16 protein-coding genes are annotated in these 14,201 nt (G+C 50.1%); 1 reads left to right on the top strand and 15 read right to left on the bottom strand.

The features are described from left to right. Together H8876_RS07000 and H8876_RS06995 are read right to left on the bottom strand one after the other, a co-directional pair. The coding region (locus H8876_RS07000; protein ID WP_249287135.1) for a hypothetical protein at positions 1 to 229 on the bottom strand (229 nt) is incomplete at its 3' end. A gap of 403 nt (positions 230 to 632) precedes the next feature. Continuing rightward, positions 633 to 1,913, bottom strand: coding sequence for a beta-ketoacyl-[acyl-carrier-protein] synthase family protein (locus tag H8876_RS06995; protein WP_249287134.1), 1,281 nt, complete (start codon positions 1,911 to 1,913; stop codon positions 633 to 635). Between the two features lie 222 nt (positions 1,914 to 2,135). Between H8876_RS06995 and H8876_RS06990 the strand changes: the two genes are divergently transcribed. Beyond that, positions 2,136 to 3,059 (top strand): LysR family transcriptional regulator, encoded by a 924-nt coding sequence (locus H8876_RS06990; RefSeq protein ID WP_249287133.1) that lies wholly within the window; start codon positions 2,136 to 2,138, stop codon positions 3,057 to 3,059. 112 nt (positions 3,060 to 3,171) lie between these two features. Here H8876_RS06990 and H8876_RS06985 read toward each other — a convergent pair whose 3' ends face one another. The 13 genes from H8876_RS06985 to H8876_RS06925 all read right to left on the bottom strand — a co-directional run bounded on the left by H8876_RS06985 (position 3,172) and on the right by H8876_RS06925 (position 14,088). Then, a complete protein-coding gene (locus tag H8876_RS06985) occupies positions 3,172 to 4,827 on the bottom strand; it encodes a class I adenylate-forming enzyme family protein (protein WP_249287132.1) in 1,656 nt (551 codons plus the stop codon). Between the two features lie 357 nt (positions 4,828 to 5,184). Then, a complete protein-coding gene (locus tag H8876_RS06980; protein ID WP_249287131.1) occupies positions 5,185 to 5,589 on the bottom strand; it encodes an amidohydrolase family protein in 405 nt (134 codons plus the stop codon). 62 nt (positions 5,590 to 5,651) lie between these two features. Next, positions 5,652 to 6,992 (bottom strand): tyrosine--tRNA ligase, encoded by a 1,341-nt coding sequence (tyrS, locus tag H8876_RS06975; RefSeq protein WP_249287130.1) that lies wholly within the window; start codon positions 6,990 to 6,992, stop codon positions 5,652 to 5,654. A 24-nt stretch (positions 6,993 to 7,016) separates the two neighbouring features. Continuing rightward, positions 7,017 to 7,646 (bottom strand): uracil phosphoribosyltransferase, encoded by a 630-nt coding sequence (upp, locus tag H8876_RS06970; protein WP_177265027.1) that lies wholly within the window; start codon positions 7,644 to 7,646, stop codon positions 7,017 to 7,019. A gap of 135 nt (positions 7,647 to 7,781) precedes the next feature. Then, positions 7,782 to 8,210: a ribose 5-phosphate isomerase B gene (rpiB, locus tag H8876_RS06965; RefSeq protein WP_249287129.1), complete on the bottom strand. Its 429-nt coding sequence runs from the start codon at positions 8,208 to 8,210 to the stop codon at positions 7,782 to 7,784. A gap of 18 nt (positions 8,211 to 8,228) precedes the next feature. Continuing rightward, positions 8,229 to 9,248 (bottom strand): L-threonylcarbamoyladenylate synthase, encoded by a 1,020-nt coding sequence (locus H8876_RS06960; protein ID WP_249287128.1) that lies wholly within the window; start codon positions 9,246 to 9,248, stop codon positions 8,229 to 8,231. Beyond that, a complete protein-coding gene (gene prfA / locus H8876_RS06955; RefSeq protein WP_177265030.1) occupies positions 9,249 to 10,310 on the bottom strand; it encodes a peptide chain release factor 1 in 1,062 nt (353 codons plus the stop codon). It lies immediately after the preceding gene. Between the two features lie 120 nt (positions 10,311 to 10,430). Further along, the gene (locus H8876_RS06950) at positions 10,431 to 11,024 is read right to left on the bottom strand and encodes a LysE family transporter (RefSeq protein ID WP_283241777.1); all 594 of its coding nucleotides are present in this window, start codon (positions 11,022 to 11,024) and stop codon (positions 10,431 to 10,433) included. A 13-nt stretch (positions 11,025 to 11,037) separates the two neighbouring features. Next, positions 11,038 to 11,607 carry a cytidylate kinase-like family protein gene (locus tag H8876_RS06945; RefSeq protein WP_249287127.1) on the bottom strand — a complete coding sequence of 190 codons (570 nt, stop codon included), beginning with the start codon at positions 11,605 to 11,607 and terminating at the stop codon, positions 11,038 to 11,040. 41 nt (positions 11,608 to 11,648) lie between these two features. Next, positions 11,649 to 12,308: an HAD family hydrolase gene (locus H8876_RS06940; RefSeq protein ID WP_249287126.1), complete on the bottom strand. Its 660-nt coding sequence runs from the start codon at positions 12,306 to 12,308 to the stop codon at positions 11,649 to 11,651. Beyond that, positions 12,305 to 12,985, bottom strand: a complete 681-nt coding sequence (locus H8876_RS06935; RefSeq protein WP_249287125.1) for a FadR/GntR family transcriptional regulator — start codon at positions 12,983 to 12,985, stop codon at positions 12,305 to 12,307. The genes H8876_RS06940 and H8876_RS06935 overlap by 4 nt, the downstream gene beginning before the upstream one ends. Before the next feature lie 22 nt (positions 12,986 to 13,007). Then, positions 13,008 to 13,700: an LrgB family protein gene (locus H8876_RS06930; protein ID WP_177264511.1), complete on the bottom strand. Its 693-nt coding sequence runs from the start codon at positions 13,698 to 13,700 to the stop codon at positions 13,008 to 13,010. After that, positions 13,693 to 14,088 carry a CidA/LrgA family protein gene (locus H8876_RS06925; RefSeq protein ID WP_249287124.1) on the bottom strand — a complete coding sequence of 132 codons (396 nt, stop codon included), beginning with the start codon at positions 14,086 to 14,088 and terminating at the stop codon, positions 13,693 to 13,695. Before H8876_RS06925 ends, H8876_RS06930 begins: the two co-directional genes overlap by 8 nt. Between the last annotated feature and the right edge of the window lie 113 nt (positions 14,089 to 14,201).

The raw sequence follows: 14,201 nt of genomic DNA, 5'->3' as shown, positions 1-14,201 counted from the left end.
CTCGTGGGCTCGGAGATGTGTATAAGAGACAGTTCCTATCCCGCAAAACGCCACGAGTGTCGTGTTGATTGGTGTGATATGTATAAAAACTATCGCCTTTGCCTTTTCTGATGCAAAGGTCTCCCGCCGGAAGCTGCCGCAGTTCCTGCATCATACGCTTCCGATTTTGGACTTCTCGCTGCCAGATGCGAGTCATCTCCCATTTCATTCTGCTGTGATAATCTCTCATTTCATTCCCCATGATATGTTGCGTCAGGCCAGGCTTGGATTTTCGACGACCAAAGCTCCAGCTGCGGCTTCTATTTCCATTATTTTACACCTCCGGCAGTTTGCTGTCAATATTTACAAGGCATTTTTTGTATTTTAAAAATGTCAAACGATGTCTCTGCAAGTCTTACAACACGAAAGCTTAATTTTGTTGTGTTGATGTTGTCCAAAAAGCAAAATACAACATCAACAGGTTCATAACCGCTGTTCATGTTGTATTGCTTGCGAATTATTGAGATCATTACAACATGAAATTTGATTTTCATTGTCTTCATGTTGCTGTACCAAATTTTTTGCACTGGATTACAACATCAAGGCAGGATATTCGGCTGTTCATGTTGTATTGCTTGCGAGCTGGTGAAAAATCAATACCTCCGAAATATCAGACTGGAATTCTGCCCACCAAATCCGAAGGCATTCGTCATGGCCGTGTCAACTGTCATCTTGCGGCTCTCTCCCCGCACGAGATCCAGATCCGAATCACAATCTTCCAGGTTTAAAGTCGGCGGAACGATCCCTTCCCGGATCGCCTGGATACAGGCGATCGCTTCAGTGATGCCACCGGCACCCATCATGTGGCCGGTAGCTCCTTTTGTAGAGCTGATGGCAGAGCCTTCGAACAACTGACCAAGTGCATTCAACTCGGCTTCATCCCCTAGTTTTGTTCCCGTTCCGTGAGCATTGATATAATCGACATCCTGCGGGGAAAGTCCCGCCCTTAAAAGAGCTTTTCGCATACACTTGATCGAACTGATTCCATCCGGATTAGGCTTGATGACATGATAGGCCTCATTGTTATTGGCCCATCCTGCCAGCTCGGCGTAAATAGTCGCTCCGCGAGCCAGGGCATTTTCTTCCGTTTCCAATACCAATGCACCGCCCCCTTCACCAATGACAAATCCACTTCTGTGTGCATCGAACGGTCTGCAGGAATGCTGTGGATCATCATTCATCCGCGATAAAGTGTGTGCATTCGCCAGCGAGTAGATCACCAGCGGGCACAGGATGCTCTCTGCCCCAACTGCCAGAACGGCATCCGCTTCATCTGCCTGAAGCAGCATTGCCGCTGCGGAAACGGCATCGCCGCCTGAAGCGCAGGCCGTGGACAAGGTAACACTGTGACCGGTGATCCCATGAGCGATGGCGATTTGTGCCGCGGCAATATTTCCCAGGATCCGCGGCACAAATCGCGGGCCTACATTCTTGTGGACTGCATTGGTCAGGATTTCCTGCGTCGCTGCCGTCGTAGCAACTCCAGCCATGGCAGTCCCCATAACGATACCCATTTGATCCGGATCTGCAGGAAGGCCGATGCCGGCAGAACGATCCGGATCGTCAGACATCCGGGCATTCTCCCCTGACCGTTCTCCATCCTTTTTTCCAGCCATCGCCAAGGCTTCGGCAGCTGCCACGTAAGCGTACTGGGTGAACGCATCCGTCTCATGGATCATCTTTTTCGGCATGTATTTTTGCAGATCAAAAGAATGAACCTCCGCTGCGATCCGCACCGCCAGATCTGTCGCATCAAACTGCCGGATCTTATCGATTCCGCATGCACCCGCGATCAGATTGTTCCAGTATTCCTCCACTCCGCTTCCAATGGGCGTCACTGCACCCATTCCTGTTATCACGATTTTCTTTTTCACGATTTCCTCCATACTCCCCTGCTTTCGGCACAAAACATCGCGACATGCCAAGGCATGCCGAAAACGCCGAGGCGGAAGCTTTACAACTCAAGCCCCATGTTATATAATAGCAAAAACGGATAAAAAGCCCCCTTCTTATCAGTTTTCTGGATAATTATGTCTGCTCCGTGCCTTGATGATACCATCGCAGCGAGGCAGATGTCAATAAACGGGAGTCTTACAATGCACTTAAATCAGATAAAAAGTTTTATCACGGTCAGCCAGGTACTGAATTTTACCAATGCGGCTCGACAAAACGGCGTGCCTCAATCTACCATCAGCCGTCAGATCAACGATCTTGAGCAGCAGCTTGGAGTCAAGCTTTTCTACCGCACGAAACGGGACGTTCGCCTGACTCAGGAGGGCCGTGCGTTTTTACCATATGCGCAGGAGATCCTGGATGCCGCGAAAAAAGGCGCCTTCGCCGTCAGACAGCTGCATGAGGGTGCAGAGGGACGGCTTTCTATTGCTACGATCGATGATTCCGATCAGTTTCTGGCCATGTGTCTGCAAGAATTTTCCCGGAAATATCCCGGGATTATCGTAGATCTGACTTATGTGTCTCATGGCGAACCACTTCAAAGCGAAGTGGATGACCCTTATGATTTTCACTTTCATTACCTGGATATGATCCCTGACAGCGAGGAATATGAAATCAGGGAAACCCATACCACCCAGCTGTGCTTTGTGTCACCGAAAACAGCTCACGCGGATATGCTGAAGCCCGATGATGATACCTGTTTTGTCGACGGGTTAGATCTTTCATCCCTTCCTCACCAGAAATTCATCCTGATCTCGGAAGAAGAAAATCCCATCCTTTATATGCAGATCATGAACTACTGCCAGACTCATCGTTTCACGCCGCAGATCGCCAACCGGTTTTCCGACATAAAATCGGTACTGCTGTCCGTAGGCTCAGGTCTGGGGATCTCCATCCTGCCGTTAAAAGCAGCCGAAATCCTCTCAGCCCTTCCACAGACAGGAATACAAGTAACGCCTATCGACGATGAGAGCTATGCCATCACATGCGCCGTTGCCTGGAAAAAATCTTTGCTTAATCCGGCAGCGGAACTGTTTCTGCAAATCATAGAAGAACATCTGGAGTAAATAAAAAAACAGAGCGGGATAATTTTGATATGTACCCCAATACCGGGCGCCCCGTATTGGGGTACATATCAGACAATTTTATCCAACTCTGTTTTTTATATTGCATTTTTGATTATCTTCTCTTCAACACTCCGTTTTTCAGATCTTCTGCCGCCTGCTGCTTCATTACATAATGCATCTTCTTTCCGGTGGCTGTATGCGGGAGTTCTTCCACGATACAGTACCAGCGAGGACGCTTATACGTTGAAAGCATCGGACTGTTGTTGCAGAACCTGGTCAGCTCTGCGATAGTCAGGGACGGATCCTTTGCAACAACGTAAGCTGCCACCGCCTGTCCGCGTACTTTATCAGGCACGGCCACCACCATGGAGTCCTGCACCTTCTCCATCTCATTAAGGGCTTCCTCTATCTGTGTCGGGTAAATATTTTCACCGGAGCATACGATCATATCGTCCTTACGACCGTTGATCATTACATAAAGGTTCTCACCCCATGTCCCCAGGTCACCCGTATACATCCATCCTTTATAGAATTTGTTCGCCTCTTCTTCAGGGTTGTTATAATAGCTGTAGGTCGTCTTACCCGGGCTGCTTATGATGACTTCACCCGTTGTGACATTGTCCTTTTCTACCAGCTCGTCCGGCTCAGCTTTGTGATCATCATAAACCTTAACGACCCGCACTTCATCATCGATACAGCTGCCTCCTACGCTTCCGGCATAATCCGGAAGATCATAAGGGCGCAGGAACGAGTTCCAGAAAGTTTCCGTCGTGCCGTAACCGTTTAAAATATTCGGCGTCAGGACTTCCATGAATTTTTTGCAGGCTGCTTTTTCCAGCGGAGCCCCCATAGTGACCAGTCCCTTCAAACGAGAAAGATCATACGGAGTCTTTTCCTGGATACGCGTCAGCATTTCCAGCGATGCCGGGGATCCTGTCAGGAACGTTACCCCATATTTTTCCACATACTGCAAAGTCGTTCGCGGCGAGAAACTCCGCATCACCACCAGAGCCGCGCCTACAAAGAAAGTCGGACACGTGCCTCCGGAATGGCTTCCTCCGCGGTGAAACAGCGGCGTCATGTTCATGCAGACGTCTTTTACATTCAGCGGATAATGCATGATGGCATCGTGCGCTGACAATACTTCATTGATATCATTGAGCGGCACGCTCTTAGGCAAAGCAGACGTCCCGCTGGTGCACATTCTTATCACTTCATCATAAATATGAGGCACGAAATCCATTTCCGGATCATTTTTCGGCTGTGCGGACACATAAGCTTCATAGCTGTAGTGACCCTCGGGGACTTCTCTTCCCTCCTGGTTATCCGCCATTACCAGACGAACCGGCTTGTGCTCTGCCTTCTCAACAGCCTTCGTCACCATATCCGCTACATCCGCAGCGTACAGAATCACCTTCGGGCAGTTGTGATCGATCAGCAAGGCCAGTTCCCCAAAGGAAAGCTTGTAATTTGCCAGGTTGATGATCGCACCGATCTTCCTCGGGCCGATATATGCAAAGCAAAATTCCGGGCAGTTCGGCAGCACCGACATGACCACATCGTTTTTGCCTACACCATCCTGGCGCAGCGCATGTGCCAGCTGATTCGCCTCCTGGTTCAGCTGCGTATACGTCCAGCTTCTATCTGTCGCCGGATCTAACAGCGCAGCTTTCTTGCCATATCTTCTCACATTTCTCATAAAGCCGTTGAGCCAGGTGTACTGATGCTCAAAGGTTTCGATAAACATCTTGTCATCGTATGTTCTCATAAGATCCCCTCCGTATTGTTCCGTTCTATAAATCACTTTTTGCTATCATTTAATTCGATTTTTGCATATAAAATGTCTTGAATTTTACTTATTCTTAACCGCTTTTTGCATTATATAATAGCATTTTTTGTTTGTCAATCCAATTCGGACAAAATCACGGACAAGTCTGTTATTAAGGAAAAAATCGCCGGTGATCCACCTGCCGTCCAACAAAAAAACGCCTCCGGAGCGTCCTTTGCAGCACACATCCGAAGGCATCCTTTATAGAAGCCGGGCGGCACACCCGGCGGCGGTACAGCTTTGGTTCAAAGGGGACGATCCCCGAGAATTACAGCTTCAGGGGATGATCCCCGAGAACTACAGCTTCAAAAGTTTCTTCACATTGTTATAGAACACGTCTTCCAGCTCTTCGTCGGTCAGACCGCTGACGATCGGCTTGAGCATTTCTACTGCAGGGTGGTGGAACGGTGCGTCCAGTCCCCACATGATCCGGTCAGATCCGATATCTCTGTAGGATTCCTTGATCTTGGTGTGCATCGGCATGCCGGATGTTTCCAGATACAGGTTCGGATATTTTTTCGCCATGTCCAGTGCCGACTGGATAAACATGCCGTTACCGTGACCCATATGGATCATGACCATCGGCAGATCCGGGTAGATATCAGCCAGCTGGGCTACGCTCCACGGAAGGGAGAACGGTGGATGTCCGGTGTGGATCATGGAGTCTCCGATGTGCAGACCCATCCGCGCAGGCACGATCATACGGGCGCATATAAAAAAGAACCCTGCGCCTCTAACGCAGGGTCCCCCTTACATCAAAATCTTTATACCAGCTCTACGACAACCTTTTTCTTCTTTCCCTTTTCCACCAGCATCTTGCCGTCTTTAAAGGAATCTGCCGTGATCTGCAGCTTCTTGTCAGTCACCTTTTCACCGTCGATCTTAAGACCGCCCTGCTCGATGGTCATGAATCCTTCCCGGTTGCTCGGAACAAGTCCCAGCTCCTTGATGAAGTTTACAACACCCATGCCCTCACCGGCCAGCTTTGCAGCCTCAAACGGAGTCGTCGGCATAGCGCTGATGTCTGTACCGCCACCGCTGAACGCAGCACGTGCAGCCTCCTGCGCCTTCTTTGCCTCATCCTCGCCGTGAACCAGCTTGGTCACTTCAAACGCCAGGATCTCCTTGGCCTTGTTGATCTCCTGTCCTTCCAGAGAAGCCAGTCTGCGCACTTCATCCATCGGCAGGAAAGTCAGCATCCGCAGACATTTTTCTACATCAGCATCACCGACGTTTCTCCAGTACTGATAAAATTCATACGGAGTCGTCTTGTCAGCATCCAGCCACAGCGCGCCCTTCTGGGTCTTGCCCATCTTCTTGCCTTCCGAGTTGGTCAGCAGAGAAAATGTCATGCCGTACACTTCCTTACCCGTCTTCTTGCGAGTCAGATCTACGCCGCCTATGATGTTGGACCACTGGTCGTTTCCACCAAACTCGATCTTAACATCGAAGTCCCGCGCCATGACCATGAAATCATAGCTCTGCATCAGCATGTAGTTCAGTTCAAACATCGTAAGTCCGCCTTCGCGATCCATCCTCTGCTTGAAGCATTCTGCACGAAGCATGGTGTTCACATTGAAGCAGGATCCGATCTCACGAATGAAATCAATGTAATTCAGCGGCAGCAGCCATCTCGCATTGTTGACCGAGATCGCCTTGCCCGGCTCCGGCTCCTTGTTTTCGTGGCCCGGTTCAAACACGCCATTGTTGCCCTCATATTTCCAGTCTTCATCGAAATCCAGGAAGCGATCAAACAGCTTCTTGAACGCTTCACAATTGCTCTCGATCGTCTCAGCAGTCATCATCTGACGCATATCTGTCCGTCCCGAAGGATCGCCTACAAAACCAGTACCGCCTCCCAGCAGCACGACCGGCGTATGACCAAACTTCTGCATATACATCATGATGATCACCTGCATGAAGTGGCCTACGTGAAGACAGTCCGCCGTCGGGTCAAAGCCAATGTAAAATTTCACTTTCTCATTCTGCAGAAGCTCCCGGACCTTTTCCTCGTCCGTGGACTGTTCGATAAATCCCCGTTCCTTCAGCACATCATAAACATTGGTGTGCTCGCTCACGCTGTCAGGTATAAAATCGTATTTCATTCTTCTTCTATCCTCCAAAAGCTCTTATTTTGTGCCGTAAAGTCTATCTCCTGCATCGCCCAGACCCGGTACGATATATGCGTTTTCGTTGAGCTTCTCATCCTTTGCAGCAATGAAGATATCTACATCCGGATGAGCCTTCTGCAGCGCTTCGATACCTTCCGGAGCAGCGATCAGGCACATGAAAATGATCTTCTTGCCGCCTCTTGCCTTGATGAAATCAATGGCAGCCGCAGCACTTCCGCCAGTTGCCAGCATCGGGTCAACGACAAAGATCTCTCTCTTGTCAATATCGTTCGGCAGTTTGCAATAGTATTCTACAGGTTCGTGAGTTTCCGGATCTCTGTAAAGACCAACATGGCCGACCTTAGCATTCGGCACCAGAGCCAGCATGCCGTCCACCATACCCAGTCCCGCTCTCAGGATCGGAACGATGGCAATATCTTCGCCCTTCAGCATGTTTACCTTAGTGTCGCAGATCGGAGTCGTGATCTCCACCTCTTCCAGCGGCAGCTTTCTCGTAGCTTCATAACCCATCAGCATGGAAATCTCTCTAACCAGCTCTCTGAAGTCCTTGACGCTCGTATCCTCCTTACGGATCATAGCAGTCTTGTGCTGGATCAACGGATGATCGAATACATATACATTACTCATAATTAGTACCTGCCTTTCTTTTTATATCTCAATTTTATTATTAACCATATTTTTTATGCAAAGCCGGCTCCGCCGGTCATCCCTTCGCGGCGCCCTGTCTTCCTTCGGAAGCAGGCCAGCGCGTGCGGGGCAGTCTTATGCGTTGAGCATGTCCACTCTTCTCTGATGGCGGCCGCCCTCAAATTCAGTGTCCAGCCAGGCTCCCACGATTTCCAGAGCCTTGTCCACCGGCGTCGTTCTGCCGCCCAGGGACAGCACGTTGGAATCGTTATGTTTGCGAGACATCTCTGCCATGTGAACATCCGTGCAAAGCGCGCAGCGGATGCCTTTCACCTTATTGGCCGCGATAGAAATACCGATCCCCGTGCCACAGCAGACGATACCGCGATCTGCTTTGCCGCTCATAACAGCTTCGCCGCAGGCTTTGCCGTAAATCGGATAATCTACAGATTCCTCTGAGTTGGTTCCCAGATCCACCACTTCGATGTTTCGTCCTTCAAGATACTTCTTGATTTCTTCTTTCAGCTGGTAGCCGCCATGATCGCTGGCGATGGCGATTTTCATAAAATACTCCTCTCTTTCTCATACCTTTATGATATTATATCCTGCCGATTTGACCATGCGGTTCATAACCGCGAACCCCACCTGGTCTTCTCCGCTGAGTGCTCCCGCTATGATCAGATCCACACCGGCCTGATCCAGATCGCGCAGCCTTGCGAAAAAGTCATGAGCCGCTTCTCGAAACGCACTTTCTTCAAACAGGATGGAGCCCACCTTAAGACCCTCCCGCTCTTTTTCCCGGCGGAGCCGCTCGATCTCCCGCTTGACGTCCGTGTATGCGCCCTCCAGGATCATCATATCAGCTTTTGGCGCATAGTGTTTGTATTTCATGCCCGGCGCCTTCGGTTTGAAGTCATCACCGTCAGGTTTCTGCGATAAGGCTTTATCGTAAGCGACGGGAACGCCCAGTGCATCCGAAATATCGTCAGCCGTCAGGATCCCCGGCCTGAGGATCGTCGGCGTATCACCTGTCATATCCAGTACAGTGGATTCGATCCCCACCTGGCAGTCGCCTCCCATAAAGATCGCTTCGATACGACCGTCCATGTCAGCGACCACGTCCTTGGCCCTGGTCGGGCTTGGTCTTCCGGAAATATTGGCGCTGGGTGCTGCGATAGGGCATCCGGACTGCCGGATGAGATCAAGAGCCACCTGACTGTCCGGCATCCGTACAGCCACGGTTTCCAGTCCGCCCGTAGTCCTGTCGGGAACACAGGCTGCACGCGGGCCAATGATGGTCAGCGGCCCCGGCCAGAAGTTTTCCGTCAAGGCTCTGATCTGCTTCTGATTCTGCTGCGGCAGCTTGTCCAGGTCGTAGATCCTCTTTAAATCGTCTGCACGGCACACGTGGACGATCATAGGATTATCGCTGGGCCTGCCCTTTGCATCGTAGACGCTGCCTACCGCCCGGGCGTTGAGCGCGTCAGCCCCCAGACCGTACACCGTCTCCGTCGGAAAAGCCACCAGACCTCCGTCTGCAATGATCTTTGCAGCTTCCTGCATATCCGCTTCACTTGTTACAGAAAGTAATCTTGTTTTCATTTAAAACGCCTTCATTTTTTCGGCCTGATCGCTGGTGATGAGGCCGTCTATGATTTCATCCAGATCGCCGTCCAGGAAGTTGTCCAGCTTGTAGAGAGTCAGACCGATCCTGTGATCGGAAACTCTTCCCTGCGGGAAGTTGTACGTACGGATACGCTCACTTCGGTCGCCGGTTCCCACCATGCTCTTTCTCTGGTCAGCGATTTCTTTATTCTGTTCCTGCATCTTCAGATCGTACAGTCTGGAACGCAGTACCTTGAATGCTTTTTCTTTGTTCTTGATCTGGGATTTTTCATCCTGGCATGTAACTACCAGTCCTGTCGGTTCGTGAGTCAGACGGACAGCCGAGTCCGTCGTGTTTACGCACTGACCGCCGTTTCCGGATGCACGGTACACATCCACGCGAACATCGTTAGGATTCAGATCTACTTCCACGTCGTCCACTTCCGGCAGCACAGCAACAGTCGCTGCAGAGGTATGGATACGACCGCTGGATTCTGTTTCCGGCACACGCTGTACACGATGAGCGCCGCTCTCATATTTCAGTCTGGAGTATGCGCCCTTGCCCTTGATCAGGATAACAGCTTCCTTGATGCCTCCAAGACCTGTATCGTTGACTTCCATCAGCTCCGTCTTCCAGTGGTTCCGCTCTGCATAGCGGGTGTACATACGCAGAAGATCTGCACCAAACAACGCCGCTTCCTCTCCGCCTGTACCTGCACGGATCTCCAGGATAACGTTCTTTTCATCGTTAGGATCCTTCGGCAGAAGCAGGATCTTCAGATCCGCTTCCTGCTGCTTGATGGTGTCTTCCAGTTCGGAGATCTCCATCTTGGCCAGTTCACGCATTTCCTCATCACCTTCGTCCAGCATCTCCTTGGCTTCCGCCAGATCGGACTTGGCTTTCTTGTATTCCTTGTATTTCTTTACGATAGGCTCCATCTCGCCCATCTCCTTGACGTGTTTCTGCCACACCGGCTGGTTGTTTATGATCTCAGGGTCTGATACCTTCTGAGCCAGCTCGTCATATTTTTCTGTTATAAAATCTAATTTATCAAACATCTTTTACTCCTGTTTCACGCTATTTTTCTAACTCTATATTATATCAGATGTTCCTCATAAAAAAAACAGGCAAAATGGATTTATTTTGCCTGTTTCGCAAGTGACTCGTTATTCTGCTCACTAGCTGACCAGCATACTGTAGATACATTCTAAAAGCGTCAGCGCCATGATGATGTTAATGATGCGGAAATGTTTCTCATAAAACTTCTGTATCATCATACCAAGCCCGATCCAGGTTGCCGTAGCGATCGTTCCCACTGTAGCGATGATCATCTCAAAGAGAAACAATACCGGAAACGCCCTGCTATAGTCCGTGATAAACCCGGTCAATGCCGTGATTCCAAAAAGGTAGATCTTCACATTGACGAACTGCAGCGCGAAGCCTTTCCAGAAAGATGCTGATTTTTCATCTCCTGCTTTTCCCGGCTTGCTGATCGCTATATGGATCGCCAGCCACAAAATATATGCAGCTCCGATATACTTCATCACAGCAAGAAACTGGGGCAGCAGCGAGCCCAGCGCATAGACAAATACGCAGCAGCTGGTCTGCACGAAATAATACCCTGCAAAAATGCCAAAAAACAATGGTTTCCCTCTTTTCAAGCCATAGTTGGTCACCGTATTAAGCGCCAGGAAATTCCCCGGCCCCGGTGTGAAAGCATTGATTATAGCATAGATCATGAAGTTGAATATTACAAAACCTGGTATGGACATGTATATCCTTTCGTTATTTATCTATAAGCTCTGCAAGCGCCGTATCGATGATGTGCATCACCCTGTCTTTACCCAGTCGCATCACGTCCAGGCAAATATCATAATTGTGTGCGGCGCCCCAGGTTTCCCCGGAATAGTATTCGTGATATCCCCGTCTCAGATCGTCCGTTTCCTCTACGATCTTCACTGCCTTTCGCCGGGAAAAACCGTGCTTGTCCATCATGCGTTCGATCCGCTTTTCTTTTTCTCCGCACAGGAAGATCCGAAGCGCGTCTTTCCGATTTCGAAACGCATATCCGGCTGCCCGCCCAACGATCACGCAGTCTTCTCCGCCCAGCACACTTTCCAGCGCCTCCTGCGGAGTGTTCCTAAGCCGTACTTCCAGCGATTCCGCCATCGGGCTGATCATCATATCCACAGGCATTTCTCCGAAGAAAAACGGATACTTTTCATAGACTCCTTTTTCCTTCGCCAGTTGGATCAGTTCCGCCTTTGTATAGCAAAAAATCCCGTATTTTCCCGCCAGCATCCTGCCGATTTCATCGGCATTGCATCCACACTCTCTTCCAATGGTAATAATCATCGCAGCCCCCTTTCGTTTTCACCTCGCATTGCTACAAAGCCCTACTGTCTCGGCACACCGATAGCATCCAGGATCTCTGCAGGATCGTGGATCACAAACTTTGCACCCTGCTCTTTCAAAAAGTCCTCATCGCGGAATCCCCATCCCACCATGATCACGTCCACTCCGGCATTCTGAGCCGTCTGAAAATCCACCTCAGAATCTCCGATATACACCGCATCTTTCTTTGCGATCCGGAAGTTTTCCATCACTGCATCGACGCTGTCCGGATACGGCTTTCTCCGCCGTCCTTCCAGCTCGCCCACGGAGAAATCAAACTGACCGTCGAAGTAATCCTCGCAAAGGATCTTCACCGCATAATCCGCCTTGTTGGACACGACGGCCGTCAGCACTCCCGCGCGCCGGAGGCTTTGCAGAACCTGCGGTATGCCTTCGTAGGGACATGTTTTGATGGCGCAGTGATCTTTATAGTATATCAAAAAATCCTGATACACTTTTTCCAGAGTTTCGGCGTCCGTTCCATCCGGCACCGAGCATTCTACCAGCCTGTGTATCCCGTTCCCCAGAAATGTGCGTATCTCCTGCAAAGAACGCTCCGCGAGCCCGCGAGCCCGCAGGCAGCGGTTCATGCTGTCCGCCAGGTCGTCCAGTGTGTTTAAAATCGTTCCATCCATATCGAATATTGCTATTTTGTATTTCATAATTCCAACATCTCCTCAATCAAATCATAGTGATCGTCAACAAATCGCAAAGCCAGGTCCGTATCCGCTTCTGCCAGGCTTGTATAGATCCCCTTGTGGTAAGCCTGCAGTCTGTTTTTTTCGTCTTTCCCTGTCTTGCGGATCACGATGTCGATCCATTTCTGATAAACCTCTGCGATGGCATCCAGGACGGTGACCATGAGAGAATTCCCTGTTGCCCGCAGCAGCATTGTGTGAAAGTCACGATCCAGTGCCGGCAATGTTTTTTCGTCTGCCGATTCCATAGCTGCAAGTATTTCCTCAAACTGTCTGCGCTCGTCTGCAGGAACACCCTTTTCAGAAAGCAGCAGACAGGCTGATTTTTCCAGCACGCGCCGGAACTCACAAACATCTTTCTTCGTTATGGTTCCAAGCGCAAGCATCATAGTACAGATCTGGCGAATAGCACGGTGTGCATCGCCGGTCACATAGTTTCCGGAACCTTGGACTCGCCTGATCATTCCCATGCCGTGAAGAATACTGAGTGCCTCCCTGGTAGAATTCCTGCCGATGCCCAGATGCTCTGAGATCGTTCGTTCCGTCGGCAGACGGCTTCCCGTTACAAGCTCACCATCTCGAATCATCTGATCAATATATTCAATTGCTTTTTCATATTCCATGGGCGCAGATTTATTCATCTTGTAACCTCCTCGTAAAACTCTATAAAAAATGCGAGAAAACAGACGCCAGCACAACTGTCAGGATCCCGGACACTGCGATGGCGAGACTGCTCATCGCGCCTTCGATCTCTCCGATTTCAATAGCCTTGGCGGTACCGATAGCATGAGAAGATGCACCGAATGCAAGTCCCTTTGAGATCGGCTCCGTGATGCGAAAAATTCTACAGATCACTTCCCCGAACATATTGCCAAGAACACCAGTGATCACGATGACCGCGACCGTGATGGTCACATAGCCTCCCAGTTCTTCCGAAACACCCATGCCGATAGCCGTAGTGATGGATTTCGGCAGCAGCGTCACGTATTCTTTGTGGTCCAGACCACAAAGCAGTGACAGCCCCAGTACGGTTCCCAGACTTGTGACCGTCCCTGCTGCAAGCCCCAGCATGACAGCTTTGCAGTTCTGTTTCAAAAGGCTCCACTGTTCATACAAAGGAATCGCCAGGCAAACGGTAGCCGGCGTCAGGAGCCAGCTAAGATATTTCGCTCCTTCATTATACGTCTCATAGCTGATATTTCCAATAGCCAAAACAGCAATAGATACCGCGATGGAGATCAGCAGCGGATTAAAAATCCCAAGTTTGAATTTTTTACGCAGCAGGCTGCCTGCGAGATAGGCGATGAGGCTGAGTGTCACACCTGCAAAGAGTGATTCTTCCAGAAAATTATTCATGATACGCCCCTCTCTTTCGTTTCGTCTTTTCCTCCGCCAGCTTTCTTCCACGTCGGATGACCCATTGAGACAGCAGTCCTGTGGATCCCATGACAGTGATGTTGGTCACGATCGTGATGATCGCAACGGGCAGTAAAATCGGATGCAGATTTCCCCAGCTGTCCATCAGCCCGACTCCCGCCGGTATGAACATGAGTGGCATGATTTCTATAAGAAATTTTCCAGTTTCGCGAACTGCATCCAGCTTGATCAGTCCGCTCATAAGACCTGCGAACAAGATGGCCATTCCATAGATGCTGGCCGGGATCGGCAGCGGTAATATGTATTTCAAGATCTCTCCAACAAGAGAGATCGCTAAGATGATCAAAAATTGTCTGATGAATTTCATGTTGGTACTTCCTGTGTTTTCTAGTGATTGCCGAGGCCGCACTGGTTCCCGGACCGCACGGGGCACCGGGCTCGTGTCGGGTACCGGGCTCGCGTCGGGTACTGGGCCTGTCT

The organism is Lentihominibacter faecis, assembly GCF_014306095.1.
Taxonomy (GTDB): domain Bacteria; phylum Bacillota; class Clostridia; order Peptostreptococcales; family Anaerovoracaceae; genus Lentihominibacter; species Lentihominibacter faecis.
The sequence above is the reverse complement of the archived record's forward strand: the minus strand, read 5'-3'. Positions and strand labels throughout refer to the sequence as shown.

Coding starts and splice junctions, on each gene's coding strand:
- H8876_RS06990 (WP_249287133.1), top strand. CDS start 2,136: ATGCACTTAAATCAGATAAAAAGTTTTATCACGGTCAGCCAGGTACTG.
- H8876_RS06985 (WP_249287132.1), bottom strand. CDS start 4,827: ATGAGAACATACGATGACAAGATGTTTATCGAAACCTTTGAGCATCAG.
- H8876_RS06980 (WP_249287131.1), bottom strand. CDS start 5,589: ATGATCGTGCCTGCGCGGATGGGTCTGCACATCGGAGACTCCATGATC.
- tyrS (WP_249287130.1), bottom strand. CDS start 6,992: ATGAAATACGATTTTATACCTGACAGCGTGAGCGAGCACACCAATGTT.
- upp (WP_177265027.1), bottom strand. CDS start 7,646: ATGAGTAATGTATATGTATTCGATCATCCGTTGATCCAGCACAAGACT.
- rpiB (WP_249287129.1), bottom strand. CDS start 8,210: ATGAAAATCGCCATCGCCAGCGATCATGGCGGCTACCAGCTGAAAGAA.
- H8876_RS06960 (WP_249287128.1), bottom strand. CDS start 9,248: ATGAAAACAAGATTACTTTCTGTAACAAGTGAAGCGGATATGCAGGAA.
- prfA (WP_177265030.1), bottom strand. CDS start 10,310: ATGTTTGATAAATTAGATTTTATAACAGAAAAATATGACGAGCTGGCT.
- H8876_RS06950 (WP_283241777.1), bottom strand. CDS start 11,024: ATGTCCATACCAGGTTTTGTAATATTCAACTTCATGATCTATGCTATA.
- H8876_RS06945 (WP_249287127.1), bottom strand. CDS start 11,607: ATGATTATTACCATTGGAAGAGAGTGTGGATGCAATGCCGATGAAATC.
- H8876_RS06940 (WP_249287126.1), bottom strand. CDS start 12,308: ATGAAATACAAAATAGCAATATTCGATATGGATGGAACGATTTTAAAC.
- H8876_RS06935 (WP_249287125.1), bottom strand. CDS start 12,985: ATGAATAAATCTGCGCCCATGGAATATGAAAAAGCAATTGAATATATT.
- H8876_RS06930 (WP_177264511.1), bottom strand. CDS start 13,700: ATGAATAATTTTCTGGAAGAATCACTCTTTGCAGGTGTGACACTCAGC.
- H8876_RS06925 (WP_249287124.1), bottom strand. CDS start 14,088: ATGAAATTCATCAGACAATTTTTGATCATCTTAGCGATCTCTCTTGTT.